This window comes from Cupriavidus sp. FW305-46 (assembly GCF_058787075.1).
Window position 1 is genome coordinate 82,862 of sequence record NZ_JBYSZI010000019.1, and the last position, 16,886, is coordinate 99,747.

The window sequence follows — 16,886 nt, forward strand, 5'->3', positions numbered from 1 at the left end:
CCCCCCCCCCCCCCCCCCCCCCGCAACGCTGGGGCCAGACGCTCAGATGGTCACGCCGCCGTCCACGACCAGCGCCTGGCCGGTCATGAAGGTGCTGGCTGCCGACGCCAGGTAGACCGCCGCCCCGGCGATCTCGACGGGTTCGCCGATGCGGCGCAGCGGCGCGCCCTGGGTGGACTGCTTGTAGCGCTCGGGATCTTCCCACAGCGCGCGCGCAAAGTCGGTCTTGATCAGCCCCGGCGCGATGCAGTTCACGCGCACGTTGTGCGGCCCGAACTCGACGGCGAGGTTGCGCGCCAGCTGGAAGTCGGCGGCCTTGGAGATGTTGTACACGCCGATGGTGGGCGAGCCGCGCAGGCCGCCGATCGACGACACGATGATGATCGAGCCGTCCTTGCGGTCGATCATCTGCGGGGCCACCATCTGGATCAGCCAGTGGTTGGAGATGACGTTGTTGTCCAGCACCTTGCGGAACTGGTCGTCCGACACGCCGCTCATGGGCCCGTAGTACGGGTTGGACGCGGCATTGCAGACCAGCACGTCGATCTTGCCGAAGGCGCGGTTGGTCTCGTCGACCAGGCGCTGCAGGTCGTCCTTCGAAGAAATATTGGCAGGGACCGCGATCGCGGTGCCGGCGCCGTGGCGGGCGTTGATGGCATCCACCACTTCCTGGCAGGCCTCGATCTTGCGCGAAGAAATGACCACCTTGGCGCCCTGGACGGCCATCTGCTCGGCGATGGCGCGGCCAATCCCGCGCGAGGAGCCGGTGACGATGGCAACCTTGCCCGTCAGATCAAACAATGACATGGAGTCTCCTGTATGGCTGCGCCGGCGTCAGGGGCCGGCTTTGTCCTGGCGACGCGCCCGCAGGCAGCATCGCCGGGACATTATGGTGGCGCCGCTGGCCTCAGTCCACAGGCCCGGGTGCCGCGCGCCGGCCATATCAGGATTCTTTCTGCGGGCAATGCGCGCCGTGCATGGCAGGCATGCTGCATAGCAGAATAATGGCGCCTCAGGTGCCGGAGGATGCCGTTGCGGGCGCCAGCAGCGCTGGCAGGGCGTCGGCCAGGCCACGCCGCAGCTCATCGTCCAGCAGCACGCCAAAGCGATCCGACAAGGCCCGCACCACGGCCTCGGGCGAGGCCAGCCGGGTTCGGCGCACGGCGCCGTCCGGTGCGCGCTCGGCCAGGTCGCCGTCGGCCAGCGTCACGCGGGTGTCGCCGTCGGTGCGCGCGGCCATCAGCCGCTGCAGGAATACGCTGTCAGGGTGCGTCGATACATACCAGTTGCGCGGCACGAAATCGATCCACGGCTGCGGCGTCAGGTCGAAGCGGTAGACCTTGATCCAGCCGGCATCGCCGCGCGCCTCCAGGTCGTAGCTGTGGAACGCGGTGGCGGAGGTCTGCGGCGGCGAAGGCGCCAGACGGTAGGGGAAGCTGTCATCGGCCGGCTCGGACAGCGGCATCGCCCGGTATGGCGTGGGGCCGCCGAAGCCGACATCGGCCAGGTAGCTGCGATGCGCCACCTCCACACGCAGCAGCATGTGCGAGGTCGCGGTCGGCACGTCGTCGGGAACGCCCCAGCGCACGCGCGCGGCCAGCGGCGTCACGGCGTAGCCGAGCGCGCCCAGCCCGGCCGCCAGCAGGGTATTGAGTTCAAAGCAGTAGCCGCCGCGCCGGCGCGTGACGAGCTTGTCGAAGACCGCATCCAGCTCGATCCGTACTGGCCGGCGCAGCAGCGGATCGACGTTTTCGAACGGAATGCTGGCCAGGTGCGCGGCCAGTACGATATCCAGCGCTTCCAGCGTGGGCGAGGGCGGGGCGGCGATGCCGAGGCGCGCCAGCCAGGCATCCAGTTGGGGGGCATCCAGGGTCATCATGATGTGCGGGGCTCCGGTGCGATGCGTTCAGTTGAGCGCTTCCAGCGCCGGCAGGTCAAGCAGTTCGATGCCGCCATACTCCAGCCGCAGCAGCCCGCGCGCTTCCAGTTCGCGCAGCGCGTGGTTCACGGTCTGGCGCGACAGGCCCAGCATCTGCGCCAGCTGCTCCTGCGGGATGCGCACGCGCTGCGTGGCCTGGGCCTGCGGCAGGTTGCCGTAGCCATGCGCGATCGCGGCCAGGCGCCGGGCAATGCGGGCCGCCGGCGGCAGCAACTGCGCTTCCTCGACATAGTTGAAGGCCTGGCGCGTCTTGGCTGCCAGCAATTGCCCGAAGGCCCGCCACCATGCCGGCTGCTGCGCCAGGCGCTGCTCCAGGCTGGCGCGCGGCACATGCCACAGTGTCGTGGTGCTGACCGCGCGCGCGTCGTGGGTGCGCGGCAGGCCGTCGAACAGGCAGATCTCCCCGAACCAGGTGCCGGGTTCCAGCAGCCCGAGCAATGCCGCCTTGCCCGATTCGCCGCTGGCGTGGATCTGCATGGTGCCGCTGGCGACACAATACAGGCCGTCGAAACGGTCGCCGCGGGCAAAGAGCGTCTCGCCGGCCACCAGCCGGCGCAGGCTGCCGTCATCGAGCAGTGCCTGGCGCAGTGCGGGCGGCAACTGGCTGAACCAGGCACCGGCACGTACGGCAGCAAGCGCATCGTCGCGCAACGGCACCGGGGCGGGCAGTGTGCCGGCGAGTTGCGGTTGAGGGTGTTGCGGCGGGCGCGCCAGTCCCATGCCGGTCTCCTTTCATATGGGGTTGTGCCGGGTGTCAGCAGGGACACACAAGGGCACGCAGCGACGGTCCGGACTGTCAAAAACCTGACAGACCGCACGGTGCGCGCCCACTACTATAAATCCACATCGCGCCCCCCGCGCAGCAGCAGGCGGCAGCGTCCGGCCGCCCTTGCGGCGCGGAACGCGCACGCCTGCGCATACAAGGAGATACCCCCGTGAAAACCCTGATCGAACACCTGGCCAACTACGCCGCCTACCATCGCGACCCGCGCAACGTCTTTACGCACTTCATCGGCATTCCGATGATCGTGCTGGCAGTGACGACGCTGCTGGCGCGCCCGGCGCTGACGCTGGGCGACGGCTCTGCCTACCTGACGCCGGCGATGCTGCTGTACATCCTGTCGTGCCTGTTCTACCTGCGCCTGTCGCTGGTGTTCGGGGTGGCGATGGCGGTCATCCTGGCGTTCTTCCTCTATGCCGGCGCGCACATTGCGGCGATGCCCACCGCCTGGTGGCTTGCCATCGGCCTTGGCCTGTTCGTGGTGGGATGGGTGATCCAGTTCATCGGCCACTATTACGAGGGGCGCAAGCCGGCCTTCGTCGACGACCTGGTCGGCCTGCTGATCGGTCCGCTGTTCCTGGTGGCGGAAACCGCCTTTGCGCTGGGGCTGGCACGCGGCACGCGCGAGGCCATGGCCGCCCGCGCGCACTGATCAGGGCAGCCCCGCCGGCAGCCGCAGCCGCGCCGCCAGCCCGCCCAGCGGGCTCGATGCCAGCGCCAGGCTGCCGTCGTACATCGCCGCGATTTCCGTCACGATCGCCAGGCCCAGCCCGCTGCCGGCAGCGGCCTCGTCGAGCCGGCCAAAGCGGGCGGTGGCCAGTGCCTGCGCTTCCGGCGGCATGCCCGGGCCGTCGTCCTCGACCAGTATTTCGAGCTCGCCATCCGCTTCCTGCAGCGTGACGCGCACGCGCGTGCGCGCCCACTGGCAGGCATTGTCGAGCAGGTTGCCGAGTATTTCGACCAGGTCTTGCCGGTCGCCGGCAAAGTGCCCGGCGCCCTCAACCGTCAGCGCCAGCGCGCGCTCAGCGTGCAGCCGCGCCAGTGCTCGGGTCAGCTCCCGCACCGGCGCGCCGGCATCGATGCGTTGGCCGCGCGCCGCCGCGGCGCCCGCGGCGCGGGCGCGCGCCAGATGGCGGTCGACCTGCCGGCGCATCGCTTCAACCTGCGCCCCCACGGCTTGCGCCGGCGCCCCCGGCAGCGCCGCGGCCTCGTTGGCGAGCACTGCCAGCGGCGTCTTGACCGCGTGCGCCAGGTCCGCCGCCTGCCGGCGCGAGCGTTCCAGCGCCTGGGTGTTGCGTGCCAGCAGGGCATTGATCTCGGCCACCAGGGGTTCGACTTCGGCGGGCCAGTTGCCGCCCAGGCGTGCCTCGCGCCGCGCCTGCATCGTGCCCAGCGCGCGCCGCAGCCGCGCCAGCGGCGCCAGCCCAAATTTCACCTGCGCCGCAACCGCCAGCATCAGCCCCAGTCCCAGCGCCGTCAGCGACCACGCCAGCGTCCGGTTGAAGCTGCGGCGCGCGGCACGCAGCTCGGTCCGGTCCAGCGCCACCGAGATCTCCACCGGGGTATCCGCGGATGGCAGCACCAGTTGCCGCGACACCACCAGCAACGACTGGTTGCTGGGGCCCGGGCGCACGTCGGCCTGGGCGCCGGCAAGGCGGCGCTCCACCGTCACCGGCATTTCCGTATCCCACAGCGAGCGCGAGCGCAGCAGCGCGCCGGGCGCGCGCGCCTGCCAGTAGGTGCCGGAGTAGGGCAGCTCGTAGCGGGGATCGGCAGGGGTACGGGTGAGGACCAGCTTGCCGTCGGCGCTCCAGTCCAGCGCCGCGGCCAGGCCCGCCAACTGGTGGTCGAGCTGGCGCACATAGGTGTTGTTGACGTGGCGCTCGAACAGCGTCGACAGCAGCCAGCCGCTGGCGCCCAGCGCCGCTGCCAGCCAGACCGCCGCCACTGCCAGCAGGCGCAGCGCAAGGGATCGGCGCAGGCGGGCGGGCATCTAGGGCTGCAGTGGCGACGGCGGCCGCATGCGGTAGCCCTGGCCGCGCACGGTCTCGATGACATCCACGCCAAGCTTGCGGCGCAGCCGCCCGACAAAGACCTCGATGGTGTTGCTGTCGCGGTCGAAGTCCTGGGCATAGATATGCTCGGTCAGCGCGGTCTTGCTGACGATGGCGCCGGGATGGTGCATCAGGTAGTCCAGCACGCGGAATTCATGCGAGGTCAGTGCCACCGGCTTGCCGTCGACGGTGACCTTGCCTGCGCGCGGATTCATGCGCACTGGGCCGCATTGCAGCTCCGGCGCCGGCATGCCATGCGCGCGCCGGATCAGCGCGCGGATGCGCGCGAGCAGCTCTTCCATGCGGAATGGCTTGGCCAGGTAGTCGTCGGCGCCGGCATCGATGCCTTCGACCTTCTCGGTCCAGCTGTCGCGCGCGGTCAGGATCAGCACCGGCACGCTGACCTGCGCGGCGCGCCAGCGGCGCAGCACCGAAAGGCCGTCCAGCCGCGGCAGGCCCAGGTCCAGGATGACGGCGTCGTAGGGCTCCTGCTCGCCCAGGTGGCAGGCATCCAGGCCGTCCGCGGCCACGTCGACGGCATAGCCGGCGTCGGCCAGGCTGGCACGGACCTGGGCGGCGAGGGCGGCTTCGTCTTCGACCAGCAAGATGCGCATCGGGGGTTTCCTGTCGGTCAGGGTTTGCGGCGGGCGTTTTCCAGCCCACGCCCCTTCGCCTTGAGCAGGGCGGCCGTGCGTGCATCGTACTCGAGCTTGGCCACCGAACCACCCGGCAACAGCAGCTTGACCTCGTATTGCCAGATGCCGTCGTCGCGGTCCAGCTCAACGCCGATGACGTCGCCCTCGTACTGGCGCGACACCGTTTCCAGGATGCGCGACAGCGGCAGGATTTCGCCGGACTGCACGGCCGCGCGGGCGCGGTCGGCGTCCTTGTCGGCGTGCGCGGCCGGCATCGCCGCCAGCGCCAGCAGCGCCGCGGCGACCAGCATGCGGGGGTGCAGGAGGGCCGGGAATTTGAACTTCATGGCCCGGAGTTTGCATCAGATTGCCTGAATGCGGGCTGAACGCAGCCCTCGTGGCCAGGCCGCAAACGGTAGCGCCGCGGCTCGCGCATCGCTGCGCGCGCCGGCACCGAAGCGTCTGCCGCGAACGCCAAAACGGGGGGACGTAGGCCGTATTCGCGTTTCCACTGAGGCAAAGCCGCGACAAAACCCGGGGTTTTCACGGGGTTTTACGTTTCGCCTGCACGAAAACCCCTTGACTTACGGTACTTTCCGCTATGATTCAGTGGGCATCGAGAAGACGATTGCGCAACGCTGAGAAGCAATGCGAAACATCTGCCGACACCCATCTGTTCAACTTACGAATATCGATATGGCGACCAAAGCGAAACCGACCGCGAAGACCGCAACCAAGCCCGCTGCCAAGAAGGCCGCGGCAACCAAGGCACCCGTGAAGGCTGCCGCCAAGAAGGCCACGCCGGCCAAGAAGGCTGCTCCCGCCGCTGCGCCCGTTGCGCGCCCGCTGAAGGACACCTTCAACAAGTCGAGCCTGGTCGCTCACCTGGTAGCCCAGACCCAACTGGAAGCCAAGGCCGTGAAGACGGTGCTGGCCCATCTGGAAACCACCATCATCGGCGCGCTGAACAAGAAGGGCGCTGGCGAGTTCACGCTGCCCGGCCTGCTGAAGGTCACGGCGCAGCAAGTGCCGGCCAAGAAGAAGCGTTTCGGCAAGGACCCGTTCACCGGTGAAGAGCGTTGGTTCCCGGCCAAGCCGGCCAGCGTCAAGGTCAAGGTCCGTCCGCTGAAGAAGCTGAAGGACGCCGCAGCCTGATCTGCGCCACGTTGTCCTGACAAGAAAGGAGCCGCTTGCCGGCTCCTTTTTTATTGCGCGAGCGCAATACGTGCCGCGCGTTCCTGCATTTTCAGCCGCCGGCGACAGACCGGCGCGGGGGAGACACGATGCCGAGTCTGCAAAGCCAGCTGTGGCGGATCGCCTTGCGGCTGGTGCGCCGCAAGCAGCGGTTTGCCAGCGCCCAGGCGCTCCATGATGAAATCCGGCGGCGCCGTATTGTTGGGCGCGCCTATCCGTCCCGGCGCCTGCGTGCGCGGCAAGCGGTCAGCGAGGAGCGGATCGCCGGGATGGAGGTCTACACCGTGCAGCCCAGGAACGGGCCTGCGCACGGTAAACCCCGTCATGTCCTTTACCTGCACGGCGGCGGCTATGTTTTCGATATCGTCAGCCAGCACTGGAATTTCATCGGCAAGCTGGTGGACGCGCTGGGCTGCGCGGTGACCGTGCCGGTCTATCCGCTGGCGCCTGAACATACCCACCGCGACGTGTTCGCGGCCATGGTGCCGCTGTGGCAGGTGCTGCAGCAGCGCTATCCGGGCGCAGACCTGACCGTCATGGGCGATTCCGCTGGCGGCGGCATGGCACTGGCGCTGGCACAGGTGCTGCGTGACAGCGGCCAACCGCTGCCGCAGCGCCTGGTATTGCTGTCGCCGTTCCTGGATGCCACCGGCGACAATCCCGGCATCGATGCCCTGGAGCCGTTCGACCCGATGCTGTCACGCCCCGGGGGCATTGAATGCGGGCGCGTCTATGCCGGCGCGGATCCTGTCACCTTGCCACAGGTCAGTCCCATGCACGGCGTGTTGCGCGGGCTGCCGCCCACCACGTTGTTTATCGGGACCCATGACATCCTGCTGCCCGACTGCAGGAAGTTCCGCCAGATGGCCGGCGAGCAAGGCTTGCCGCTTCGGTATCACGAGGGCGAGGGAATGTTCCACGTGTGGATGCTGCTGCCGATGCCGGAAGCGGACGCGGCGTTTGCCGAGATTGCGCGGTCAGTGCTGGCCGACGACGCACATGGCACGGAGGGCAGGGACGGGCTGGCGCCTGTGCGCGCTGCCGTTGCCCCGCAGGAGGTAACCGACCCAGGTTGATGCCGGCCGCCCGGTGATTCATGCCAGGCTGGCCGCAACCGGATCCGACTGGAGCAAGTTTAACCTGCGTCAAATGGACAGGACGGGCGCCCCCCTAGAATCGGTCAGGTCATGGGTGCGGGGGCGCTCCCCATGACAGAGCTTCCGGAATCTTCCTGAAGCTTCCGCCCGCGGCCGCAATGGCCGCGGGTTTTTTATTTGGCGGCGACCATCCGGCCCGCCAACTCAGGCCACCACCTGCTTGGCATAGGTTGCCCGCGCCATCTCGCAGACCTCTACCGAGACCTGCACGTCCTGGCCGGTGCCCGAGCCGGCGCGCACCGCTTCGGCGATCACGTCGCAGACGGCCTGCGCCAGCGCCTGGCGCACGGCGGTGTCGCGGCCGTCCAGGATCGACAGGCGCGCGTGGACAAAGGCCCGCTCGACCGCGTCCACACCCTGGCGGTAAGTCGACAGCGTGATGCAGCGCGACTTGATGTCCGCCTCCTGGAACTGTCCGGAGGCCAGCAGGGCGGCATTGGCTTCATCCAGCAACTCTTCCTGCGAGCAGTTCAGGCGGGTGTTTTCGGTGAGTTCGATGACGAGGTGAGGCATGGCGGCGTCCTGACTGTGTTCCGGTGAAACCGAGCATGATACGGGATCGCCGGCACGTGGCGGGCGCAGCAATGCAAACGGGGCGCCTTGGAGCGCCCCGTCGGGATGTGCTGCTGGTGCGGATCAGGCGTGGACGGGCGTGCGCTCGCGTGCCGGTGCCAGCGCGTTGCCGAAGCGGGCCGGATTCTCCCGGGCGAGTTGCTGCAGCTGGGCCAGCTTGGCCTTCAGGCCGGCATCCAGTTTCGGTGCGGGCATCACCGTGGACGGGCAGGCCACCCCCAGGATGCCGAGCGCCTGCTGGAAGTTCTCCAGGGTCAGCCCGGCAGCCGGGTCAACGGTCACGAGGTGCTCGCGCATGGCCTCGGGCATCGACTCCGGGGCGGCGCACGAAATGATCACGTAGTGGACCGGCTTGGCGCCCTGGGCGAAATAGGCTTCGATTTCCGCACCATGGCCGCCTGCGGCCGGCGGGGTCATGGCTTCGACCTGCAGGTCCAGCTGCTGCAGGATTGCCGCGGGCGTGCCGCGGCGCCAGGCGTCGGACACCACCACGCGGGCGCCGGCCACGCCGAACAACCTGCGTACGAACCCCAGCGCGACAGGATCAAAGAACCGGACGTCGCGCAGCGTGCCCGAATCCGGAATGCCGCCGAGGCGGGTGCGGGAGCGGTCGGAATACAGGACGCCGGGTACGTCCAGCATGATGAGTCGTTCAGCCATGGTTTCCTGTGCGGGTGACAGTTCAGTTGGTGTGAACCAAGATTACTCGCCACGGGCAGGCTGACACGTAACCGGCACCAGTTCAGTTGCAACAGATCTGTAACTTTATCGGGGTAGACGTAAATGCCGGTTACGTCGCCATGACAAATGTTTCGCCCAGACACATCTGCCCGTTACAAAGATGACACGCACTAGAAGCGGAAGCGGGCCACATCGTCGGCCAGTGCCGCTGCCTGCTGGTCCAGCCGGGCTGCCTGGCTGGCCAGGTCATCGACCAGCGCCGCGTTCTGCTGGGCGGTCTGGCGCAACTGCGATACGGATTGTCCGGCGGCCTGCACGCTGCCGGCCTGCTCGTCGGCAAGCGTGCGCAAGGTCTCGGCCAGCGCATGGCTGTGCCCGACGGTAGCCGCGATGCGGTCCATTGCCGCCACCACGCTGGCGCTCAGGCGCGCGCCTTGCTCGATCTCGTGGGTAGCGGTGCCGACGATGCCGCCGATCTCGCGCGCCGCATCGGCGCTGCGCTGGGCCAGCGCGCGCACTTCTTGCGCGACCACCGCAAAGCCGCGGCCGGCGGGGCCGGCGCGGGCCGCTTCCACGGCGGCATTCAGCGCCAGGATATTGGTCTGGAAGGCGATGCCCTGGATCACGCCGACGATCTCGGCGATATGGCGCGAGTGGCCGTGCAGCGTATCCATTGCGCCGCGCATCTGCTGCACCACGGCAGCGCCGGCATCGGTGGCGGCGCGTGCCTGGCTGGCCATCTGGCTCGATTCGGTGGCCTGGGCGTGCGCGTCGGCCACGCGTGCGGCCAGTGCCTGCATGCTGCCGGTGGTGGCATCGAGCGCGCTGGCCTGCCGCTGGGTGCGCGCCGACAAGGCGTGGTTGTCTTCGGCGATCTGCTGGCCGGCCGCGGTGATCTCCTGGGCGCTGGCCTGGATACGGGCCAGCACGCCGGCAAGCTGGTCGCGCATGCCGGCCATGTGGTGCAGCATGCTGCTGTGGTCCGACGGGCGCAGGGCGATGGTGGCGGTCAGGTCGCCGGCGGCTATGCGGCGAGCGATCTCGGCGGCGTCGCGCGGCTCGCCGCCAAGTTCGGCACGCAGGCTGCGCGCCGCGATCCACGCCAGCGCGGCGGCCGCCAGCAGGCTGGCGCCGAGCAGGGCGGCCATCCATGCCTGCGCGCGCAGCTGGCTGGCCGCCACGCTGGCCACCGTGGCGGCGGCCTTTTGTTCCTGCTGCTGGCGCACGGCTTCCACCTGCCGGCTGAGGGATTGCAGCTGTTCAGTAACGAAGTGGCCGTCGACCGAGACCGCGCTGTCGAATTGCAGCGAGTCCAGCGGCTGCTTGCGCAGCAGCGCCACGTAGGCCTGCACCAGCTCGCCGGTGCGCTGGCGTTCGCGCAGCAGCGGCGCGGCCTGTGCCGCTGCGGCCTGGCGTACGCCGGCCAGCGCAGCATCGAGCTGCGACAGGCTGCGCGCGACGTCGGCGGCGGCATCGTCGCGCTCGGTGCTGCTGGTGGCCATGGTCAGCGCCAGTTGGGCACGGCCAAGGGTGGCCAGTGCCGACTGCGCGCGCTCGGCCGAGATGGCACCGTGCATGTCGTGCTGGTACAGGGTGTCGGTGCGCGCCTTGATCGACACCAGGTTGGCGATCCCCGTCAACCCGACCGCGGCACCGAACAAGTACACCAGGGCAAAGGCGCCGCACAGGCGCGCCACCAGCGGCAGGCGGCCCAGTCGTACGGAAAACCGCGTGAACAGCCGAGCGGGGGCAGCTGCCCGGCTGCGGCCGGGCAGGCGTGTCTTGATGACTTGCAACACGGAGAAGACTCCAAACGGGCGTGCTGGCTCCAGAAGGATGCACGGCCCGGGCTTTGACCCGAATTGCCGCGCGCGCTGTCCTCTGTCCGGGACGGTCGCAGGCGGCGCACGGATGGTCGGTCATCAACGTGACGCCGGCGTGACATGGGATGAGGATTTTTGTCATCACGCTGTCATATCCATGTCATGCAATGTCGCTCGCCCTCTTGCTCTATCCCCGGATTTCCCGCCATGACAGGCCTGCCTGCCGCCACGCCTTTGCACGACCGCGCACCTGTCGCAGCTGGTACCCCCATCGCGGCGGCGCTCGCGCATGCGCGGCTGCCGCCGCTGCATGCGGTATTCCAGCCGATCGTGCAGGCGGACAATGCCGAGATCCTCGGCTACGAGGCGCTGATCCGGGGCCCGGCTGGCTCGCCCTGGGCGAGCCCGGACGCGTTGTTCCGGCTGGCGCAGGGCGTTGCCGCGACCATGGCGCTGGAGATCCACGCGGCGCGCACCGCGCTGGCCGCCTGGCGTAGCCTGGACCTGCCCGGCAAGCTCTTCCTCAATTTCAGCCCCATGACGTTGCGGCACCTGCTGGCCGAGCGCGGGCGGCTGATGGCGGCGCTGCTGGAGGCCGGCATTGCGCCGTCGCGCCTGGTGATCGAAATCACCGAACAGACCCCGATCGGCGATGCCGCCAGCTTTGCCCAGGCGATGGCGGTGCTGCGCGAGCTTGGCATGCAGTACGCGCTGGATGATTTCGGCACCGGGCATGCCAACCTCGACCTGCTTGCGCACCTGTCGCCGCAGTTCGTCAAGATCGACAAATCGCTGGTGCGGGGCATTGCGTCCTGTTCGCGGCGGCTGGAGATCCTGCGCGCGCTGCTGCGCGTGATGAGCGCCTTTGGCGGGCGCGTGATCGCCGAAGGCATCGAGGACGAAGACGAGCTCGCCGTGATCCGCGACCTGGGCGTGGCCGGCGCCCAGGGCTACTACGTGGGCCGGCCCTCGGCGCGGCCGGCCGCGCAGGCGCCGCAGCACGTGCACCAGACGCTGGCTTCGAGGCATATCGCCGTGTTTCCGCAAATGGTGCGCTCAGGCTGGTCGGGCATCACCGCCGGGCGCCTGCTGCGGCCTGCGCCGACGGTGTCGCCTGCCACCAGCAACGATGCGGTGCTGCGCGTCTTCCAGGACCAGCCCGACCTGCAGGCCGTGGCCGTCGTCAATGACGAAGGCCGGCCGCTGGCGATCATCAGCCGCCAGGCCTTTATCGACCGCTACGCGGCGCCGTTCCATCGCGAGCTGTATGGCAAGAAGGCCTGCATCGCCATGGCCAACCGCGAGCCGGCCTGCTTTGACCATCGCGCCAGCCTGGAGGAGATGGCGCAGATCCTGTCCGGCGAGAACACGCGCTCGCTTGCCGATGGTTTCGTGATTACCGAACAGGGCCGCTATATCGGCCTGGGCACCGGCGCTGACCTGATCCGGGCCATCACCGAAGTACGCATGGAGGCGGCGCGCTACGCCAATCCGCTGACCTTCCTGCCCGGCAATATCCCGCTGAACCAGCATATCGAGCGCCTGATCGAAGCCGCCAGCGAGTTCCGCGCATGCTATGTCGACCTGAACCACTTCAAGCCCTTCAACGACAAGTATGGCTACTGGAAGGGCGATGAAATGCTCAAGGGCGCGGCCGCCATCCTGGCCGAGGCCTGTGATCCCGCACGCGATTTTCTCGGCCACGTGGGCGGCGACGACTTCCTGGTGCTGTACCAGAGCAGCGACTGGGCCGCGCGCCTGCAAGCTGCGATCCGGCGCTTCAACGACGCGGCGCGCGCCATGTATTCGCCCGCCGATCGCAGCGCCGGCGGCATGCATGGCGAAGACCGCCACGGGCGGCCGGTCTTCTTTGCGCCAGTGTCGATGGCGGTTGGCGTGGTGTGTGTGAGCGGCGAGGGCGTGGCGGGCCTGCAGCGGCTGGGCAGCCAGCATATCGGCGCCGCGGCGGCGGCGGCCAAGCGCGAGGCCAAGCGCTCGGCAACCGGCATGGCCGTGCTGGATTTCCTGTCGCTGGCCGCGACGCTGTCGGTCTAGCGGTCCGGCTGCCTGCGCCTGGTGACCCGGCGGTCCGCCGCGGGCAGCCTGGGCGCGGCGCCCCCTTCCAGTACGTCGAGCCGGTAGCCGTGCGCGTAGACGACGGTGATGACGATGCCGTTGGCGATGCCAATGCGCAGGGTCTTGCGCAGGCGCGAGATCAGTCCCGCCAGTGCCCGCGACAGCGGCGCCAGTTCATGCCGCCACACGGCTTGCTGGATGCGGTCGCAGGACAGGACCCTGCCGACATTGGAAAACAACAGCATGGCCAGGTCGAATTCCTTCGGCGTCATTTCGATGCGCTCGTCGCGCAGCGTGGCAAAGCGGCCCACGCTGTTGAGCTGGTAGGGGCCCACGCGCACCACCAGGCCCTGGCGCAGGCGCTCGCCGGTCACCCGGCGGCGCAGCGCCGTGATGCGTGCCATCAGCACGCGCACATTGAGCGGGCGGCACACGTAGTCATCAGCGCCGGCATCGAGTGCATCGATGAGGCCGTCTTCACTGCTGTCGGCCGCAAGCATGATGATGGGTACATCGCGTGAGCGCGCACAGCGCACGGCACGGATAACGTCGATGGCCGGCAGGTCTGGCAATTCATCATCGATCAGCAGCATGTCGAACGGTACCTGGCTGACACCGTGGATCAGGTCGCGGCCCGTTTCAAACACGTTGCAACGATAACCGGAACGTGCCAGCAGTTCCGGCACCGGCCGGAGTTGGGGCGACTTGCCCATGAGCAGCGCAATATTCATCGATGGCGAAATACGAGAGCCGTGGCAGGGACGGCCGGACCGCGGCAGGGCTGGAGCCGGACAGCGAGGGAACGAAGGCAGGCGCCAGGCGTGCGCGCAGCACTACCGTTCGCATGCAGCAAGCGTACAAAAAGTGTGGTCCACAGGACAATCAGACATTTCTGAAATTTCTGCTGTTTTTTGATGGTGCTCGCGTTGGTCGCGTGACGAGCGTTTGTCGGCGGGGCCGATGGCGATATGGAAAGTTGTCCACAGCTCCTGTGGACAAGCCAGTGCGCAGTGGCCGGACTGCGGCCTGGCACCGTGGTGCTGTCGGCGTGCCAAAAAAGAAGGCAGCGCGCGGGCACTATGGGCGCCGTGCTGTCAACATTCGGGCAGGGTGTGCCAAAATAGCGCGCATCGCGTTCCGGTCCGGGGACTCAAGCCCACCGATGCTGCAGAGCCCGAGTGTCATCGCCATCATCGTCCTGTGCTTTCACGTCGTCGGCGTGGTGGCTGCCCTGCATGCCGTCATGACGGTGCGCACCGCGCCCGGCGCGATCGCGTGGGCGGGGTCGCTGCTGATGATGCCGTACTTCACGCTGGTGCCCTACCTGATCTTCGGGCGCAGCACCTTCGCCGGCTATGTCGACGCCCGGCGCTTCAATGACGACCACCTGCGCGAGCTGCGCCACGGCATGACCCCGCGCGAGCGCGAGGCGCGCAGCGCCTGCGTGGTCCATGCGCCGGCGCAGGCCTGCATGCGTGCACTGCCCCGGCTGACCGGCATGCCGTGCCTGGCCAACAATGACGTGCGCTTGCTGGTCAACGGCGAGCAGACCTTCGAGGCGATCTTTGCCGCGATCGCGCGGGCCAGCCAGGTGCTGATCGTGCAGTTCTTCATCGTGCATGACGATGCGCTGGGCCAGCGCCTGCAGGCGCTACTGTGCGAGCGCGCGCGGGCCGGCGTCAAGGTGTACTTCCTGTTCGACCGCATTGGCTGCCACGCGCTGCCGCGCCGCTACGTGCGCACGCTGGCCGAGGCCGGCGTCGATGCGCGGGCGTTCTCCACGCACCGCGGCTTTGTCAACCGGTTCCAGCTCAATTTTCGCAACCATCGCAAGCTGGTGATCGTCGATGGCAGCGAGGCCTTTGTCGGTGGCCACAACGTCGGCGTCGAATACCTGGGCGAACGCCCGCCACTGGCGCCGTGGCGCGACACCCATATTGCACTGCGCGGCAGCGCCGTGCTGGACCTGCAGATGGCCTTTGCCGAAGACTGGTTCTGGGCCGCGCGCGAGGTGCCGCACCTGCTGATGCCGCCGCCAGAAGTGGGCGGGCGCATGACCTGCCAGGTGGTGCCGTCAGGCCCTGCCGACGCGCAGGAGACCTGTTCGCTGTTCTTTGTCGAGGCCATCCAGGCGGCGCGCCACCGGCTGTGGATCACGTCGCCGTATTTCGTGCCCGACGAGGCGGTGTTTGCGGTGCTGCGGCTGGCCGTGCTGCGCGGCGTGGATGTGCGCATCCTGATTCCGGCGCGGCCCGATCACCTGGTGGTCTATGCCGCCTCCACCATCTATGCGTACCAGGCCGTGTCCGCGGGCATCAAGCTGTATCGCTACCAGCCGGGCTTCCTGCACCAGAAGGTCATCCTGATCGACGACGAAGCCGCGGCCGTCGGCACGGCCAACCTGGACAACCGCTCGTTCCGGCTCAACTTCGAGCTGATGGTGATGACTGCCGACAAGGGCTTTGCCGCGAGCGTGGCCACCATGCTCAAAGCCGACTTCGCCCAGGCCCAGCGCGTCGGGCTGAACGAGTTCCTCGATGCGCCGGCGCCGCTGCGCGTGGCGATGCACGTCGCCAAGCTGTTTGCGCCCATCCTCTGAAGCCCGCTTCCGGTCCGCTGGTTCCTGCAATCCTCAATGCAACAGACTTGTTGCGGCCTGATTGTGTACACTGTTCACTATAAGCGTATGCACATCATGAACCGTTATCCATATTCAAGGGGAGCCGCATGACCCGGGCTGTCCCCGCGCCTCCGGCGCGCGCCACCTACCGCCACGGCGACCTGCGCCGCGCGCTGCTGGAAGCAGGCATCGACCTGGCACGCGAGGGTGGCCCCGACGCCATCGTGCTGCGCGAGGCCACACGCCGTGCCGGCGTGGTGCCCAATGCCGCGTACCGGCACTTCGCCAGCCGGCAGGACCTGCTGCAGGCAGTGCGGGCCTCGGCCTTGTCGTCGCTTGCCATTGCCATGGAAGGTGAAATCGGCGGGCTGCGCCCGGGCCGTGGAGCCGCTGCGCATGCGCGTGCCTGCCTGCGTGCGGTCGGCACCGGCTACCTGCGCTTTGCGCTGGCCGAGACCGGACTGTTCCGCACCGCGTTTTCGATGCCGGATGAAGTGGAAGATGATGCCGATCCGGCCAAGGCAGGCAACAGCGGCCTCAATCCGTTCCAGCTGCTGGGCGCGGCGCTGGACAAACTGGTGGAAGCCGGCGTGCTGCCGCCCGAGCGCCGGCCGGGTGCGGAGTACCTGGCGTGGTCGGCCGTGCATGGCCTGGCCATCCTGCTGATCGACGGCCCGCTGCGCAGCCGCGCCAGGGAGCAGGCAGAGATCCTCGGGCAGCGCCTGCTCGACATGGTCGAGAAGGGCCTCTAGCGCCTGCAGCAGGATCACGGCGAAAAAAATGCCACGATGGCGAGAACCATCGTGGCAGTGTAAGGAACCAGGAAGGGGGTCAACCTGGCTCTGTCGGGGCACCCGCGGGCCGGGTGCAAGAGGACTGTATTCCGTTGCTTCTCATCTGAATATCGGACATTTCTTAAATATCGCCCTGAATTGTCTCGATCTACGCACGTCGATTGCCGCGCGCTATCAGGGCGCGTCCGCATTTCGAGGAATTGCGCGGCCTGCAGAACAGTCTAACTGGCTGTCAGGCAGCCGAACGCCGGCGCCACGGTGAGGAGCGGATCATGCGATATGGATTGGGAGCGGCCCTCTGCGTGGCAGTGCTGGCTGGCTGCGTCGCCTATCCCTATGCAGGCGACTCTTACTATCCGGCTTATCCGGCTTATCCGGTTTCCTCTGCCTACTATGACGGTTACCCGGCGCCGGCGTACTACCCGTACTACCGTCCTTGGCCGGGCTACGGTGGTTTCTACGGCAGCTTTACCTATATCCACGGCGGCAGCTACGGCAGGCATGGCGGGCATCACTGGCATGGCGGTGGTGGCCGTGGGCACGGCGGCTGGCATGGGGG

General features: G+C 68.2%; 17 protein-coding genes. 7 read left to right on the plus strand and 10 right to left on the minus strand.

Going from position 1 to position 16,886, the window contains the following annotated elements:
• Positions 1 to 42: 42 nt before the first annotated feature.
• The 3 genes from AC3WON_RS11890 to AC3WON_RS11900 all read right to left on the minus strand — a co-directional run bounded on the left by AC3WON_RS11890 (position 43) and on the right by AC3WON_RS11900 (position 2,659).
• Entirely contained in the window at positions 43 to 807 is a 765-nt protein-coding gene (locus AC3WON_RS11890; RefSeq protein WP_011617096.1) for an SDR family oxidoreductase, read from the minus strand.
• A 205-nt stretch (positions 808 to 1,012) separates the two neighbouring features.
• The gene (locus AC3WON_RS11895; RefSeq protein WP_492317156.1) at positions 1,013 to 1,879 is read right to left on the minus strand and encodes an arylamine N-acetyltransferase family protein; all 867 of its coding nucleotides are present in this window, start codon (positions 1,877 to 1,879) and stop codon (positions 1,013 to 1,015) included.
• Positions 1,880 to 1,906: 27 nt separating this feature from the next.
• Complete coding sequence (locus tag AC3WON_RS11900; protein ID WP_492317155.1) at positions 1,907 to 2,659, minus strand: Crp/Fnr family transcriptional regulator; 753 nt, start codon at positions 2,657 to 2,659, stop codon at positions 1,907 to 1,909.
• A 215-nt stretch (positions 2,660 to 2,874) separates the two neighbouring features.
• On the opposite strand from AC3WON_RS11900, the gene AC3WON_RS11905 reads away from it, so the two are divergent.
• A complete protein-coding gene (locus AC3WON_RS11905; protein WP_492317154.1) occupies positions 2,875 to 3,372 on the plus strand; it encodes an Mpo1 family 2-hydroxy fatty acid dioxygenase in 498 nt (165 codons plus the stop codon).
• Here the strand turns inward: AC3WON_RS11905 and AC3WON_RS11910 are convergent, their stop codons facing one another.
• The 3 genes from AC3WON_RS11910 to AC3WON_RS11920 are packed head-to-tail and all read right to left on the minus strand — an operon-like array spanning position 3,373 to position 5,756.
• The gene (locus tag AC3WON_RS11910) at positions 3,373 to 4,713 is read right to left on the minus strand and encodes a sensor histidine kinase (RefSeq protein ID WP_492317153.1); all 1,341 of its coding nucleotides are present in this window, start codon (positions 4,711 to 4,713) and stop codon (positions 3,373 to 3,375) included.
• Complete coding sequence (locus tag AC3WON_RS11915) at positions 4,714 to 5,388, minus strand: response regulator transcription factor (RefSeq protein ID WP_492317152.1); 675 nt, start codon at positions 5,386 to 5,388, stop codon at positions 4,714 to 4,716.
• A 17-nt stretch (positions 5,389 to 5,405) separates the two neighbouring features.
• A complete protein-coding gene (locus AC3WON_RS11920) occupies positions 5,406 to 5,756 on the minus strand; it encodes a PepSY domain-containing protein (RefSeq protein ID WP_492317151.1) in 351 nt (116 codons plus the stop codon).
• A gap of 349 nt (positions 5,757 to 6,105) precedes the next feature.
• Here AC3WON_RS11920 and AC3WON_RS11925 point away from each other — a divergent pair, with 349 nt between their 5' ends.
• Together AC3WON_RS11925 and AC3WON_RS11930 are read left to right on the plus strand one after the other, a co-directional pair.
• Positions 6,106 to 6,564, plus strand: a complete 459-nt coding sequence (locus AC3WON_RS11925) for an HU family DNA-binding protein (RefSeq protein ID WP_010809407.1) — start codon at positions 6,106 to 6,108, stop codon at positions 6,562 to 6,564.
• Positions 6,565 to 6,692: 128 nt separating this feature from the next.
• Positions 6,693 to 7,679, plus strand: coding sequence for an alpha/beta hydrolase fold domain-containing protein (locus AC3WON_RS11930; RefSeq protein WP_492351903.1), 987 nt, complete (start codon positions 6,693 to 6,695; stop codon positions 7,677 to 7,679).
• Positions 7,680 to 7,904: 225 nt separating this feature from the next.
• On the opposite strand, the gene AC3WON_RS11935 is transcribed toward AC3WON_RS11930, so the two are convergent.
• The 3 genes from AC3WON_RS11935 to AC3WON_RS11945 form a co-directional block, all read right to left on the minus strand.
• A complete protein-coding gene (locus AC3WON_RS11935; RefSeq protein ID WP_035823957.1) occupies positions 7,905 to 8,273 on the minus strand; it encodes a 5-carboxymethyl-2-hydroxymuconate Delta-isomerase in 369 nt (122 codons plus the stop codon).
• 123 nt (positions 8,274 to 8,396) lie between these two features.
• Positions 8,397 to 8,993: an HAD domain-containing protein gene (locus AC3WON_RS11940; protein WP_492317148.1), complete on the minus strand. Its 597-nt coding sequence runs from the start codon at positions 8,991 to 8,993 to the stop codon at positions 8,397 to 8,399.
• 191 nt (positions 8,994 to 9,184) lie between these two features.
• Complete coding sequence (locus AC3WON_RS11945; protein WP_492351904.1) at positions 9,185 to 10,813, minus strand: methyl-accepting chemotaxis protein; 1,629 nt, start codon at positions 10,811 to 10,813, stop codon at positions 9,185 to 9,187.
• 231 nt (positions 10,814 to 11,044) lie between these two features.
• Between AC3WON_RS11945 and AC3WON_RS11950 the strand changes: the two genes are divergently transcribed.
• Positions 11,045 to 12,892, plus strand: coding sequence for a phosphodiesterase (locus AC3WON_RS11950; protein WP_492317146.1), 1,848 nt, complete (start codon positions 11,045 to 11,047; stop codon positions 12,890 to 12,892).
• Here AC3WON_RS11950 and AC3WON_RS11955 read toward each other — a convergent pair.
• Positions 12,889 to 13,644 (minus strand): response regulator transcription factor, encoded by a 756-nt coding sequence (locus AC3WON_RS11955; protein ID WP_492317145.1) that lies wholly within the window; start codon positions 13,642 to 13,644, stop codon positions 12,889 to 12,891. The genes AC3WON_RS11950 and AC3WON_RS11955 overlap by 4 nt on opposite strands.
• Positions 13,645 to 14,075: 431 nt before the next feature.
• On the opposite strand from AC3WON_RS11955, the gene cls reads away from it, so the two are divergent.
• The 3 genes from cls to AC3WON_RS11970 all read left to right on the plus strand — a co-directional run.
• Positions 14,076 to 15,512 carry a cardiolipin synthase gene (gene cls, locus AC3WON_RS11960; protein WP_492351905.1) on the plus strand — a complete coding sequence of 479 codons (1,437 nt, stop codon included), beginning with the start codon at positions 14,076 to 14,078 and terminating at the stop codon, positions 15,510 to 15,512.
• Positions 15,513 to 15,640: 128 nt separating this feature from the next.
• A complete protein-coding gene (locus AC3WON_RS11965; protein WP_492351906.1) occupies positions 15,641 to 16,285 on the plus strand; it encodes a TetR/AcrR family transcriptional regulator in 645 nt (214 codons plus the stop codon).
• A 314-nt stretch (positions 16,286 to 16,599) separates the two neighbouring features.
• A partial coding sequence (locus tag AC3WON_RS11970) for a hypothetical protein (protein WP_492351907.1) occupies positions 16,600 to 16,886 on the plus strand: 287 nt, incomplete at its 3' end.

Bases quoted from the DNA above. Each gene is read 5' to 3' on its own strand.
- AC3WON_RS11900 (WP_492317155.1), bottom strand. From the start codon at position 2,659: ATGGGACTGGCGCGCCCGCCGCAACACCCTCAACCGCAACTCGCCGGC.
- AC3WON_RS11965 (WP_492351906.1), top strand. From the start codon at position 15,641: ATGACCCGGGCTGTCCCCGCGCCTCCGGCGCGCGCCACCTACCGCCAC.
- AC3WON_RS11920 (WP_492317151.1), bottom strand. From the start codon at position 5,756: ATGAAGTTCAAATTCCCGGCCCTCCTGCACCCCCGCATGCTGGTCGCC.
- AC3WON_RS11910 (WP_492317153.1), bottom strand. From the start codon at position 4,713: ATGCCCGCCCGCCTGCGCCGATCCCTTGCGCTGCGCCTGCTGGCAGTG.
- AC3WON_RS11955 (WP_492317145.1), bottom strand. From the start codon at position 13,644: ATGAATATTGCGCTGCTCATGGGCAAGTCGCCCCAACTCCGGCCGGTG.
- AC3WON_RS11930 (WP_492351903.1), top strand. From the start codon at position 6,693: ATGCCGAGTCTGCAAAGCCAGCTGTGGCGGATCGCCTTGCGGCTGGTG.
- AC3WON_RS11895 (WP_492317156.1), bottom strand. From the start codon at position 1,879: ATGATGACCCTGGATGCCCCCCAACTGGATGCCTGGCTGGCGCGCCTC.
- AC3WON_RS11950 (WP_492317146.1), top strand. From the start codon at position 11,045: ATGACAGGCCTGCCTGCCGCCACGCCTTTGCACGACCGCGCACCTGTC.
- AC3WON_RS11890 (WP_011617096.1), bottom strand. From the start codon at position 807: ATGTCATTGTTTGATCTGACGGGCAAGGTTGCCATCGTCACCGGCTCC.
- AC3WON_RS11925 (WP_010809407.1), top strand. From the start codon at position 6,106: ATGGCGACCAAAGCGAAACCGACCGCGAAGACCGCAACCAAGCCCGCT.
- cls (WP_492351905.1), top strand. From the start codon at position 14,076: ATGCTGCAGAGCCCGAGTGTCATCGCCATCATCGTCCTGTGCTTTCAC.
- AC3WON_RS11915 (WP_492317152.1), bottom strand. From the start codon at position 5,388: ATGCGCATCTTGCTGGTCGAAGACGAAGCCGCCCTCGCCGCCCAGGTC.
- AC3WON_RS11935 (WP_035823957.1), bottom strand. From the start codon at position 8,273: ATGCCTCACCTCGTCATCGAACTCACCGAAAACACCCGCCTGAACTGC.
- AC3WON_RS11940 (WP_492317148.1), bottom strand. From the start codon at position 8,993: ATGGCTGAACGACTCATCATGCTGGACGTACCCGGCGTCCTGTATTCC.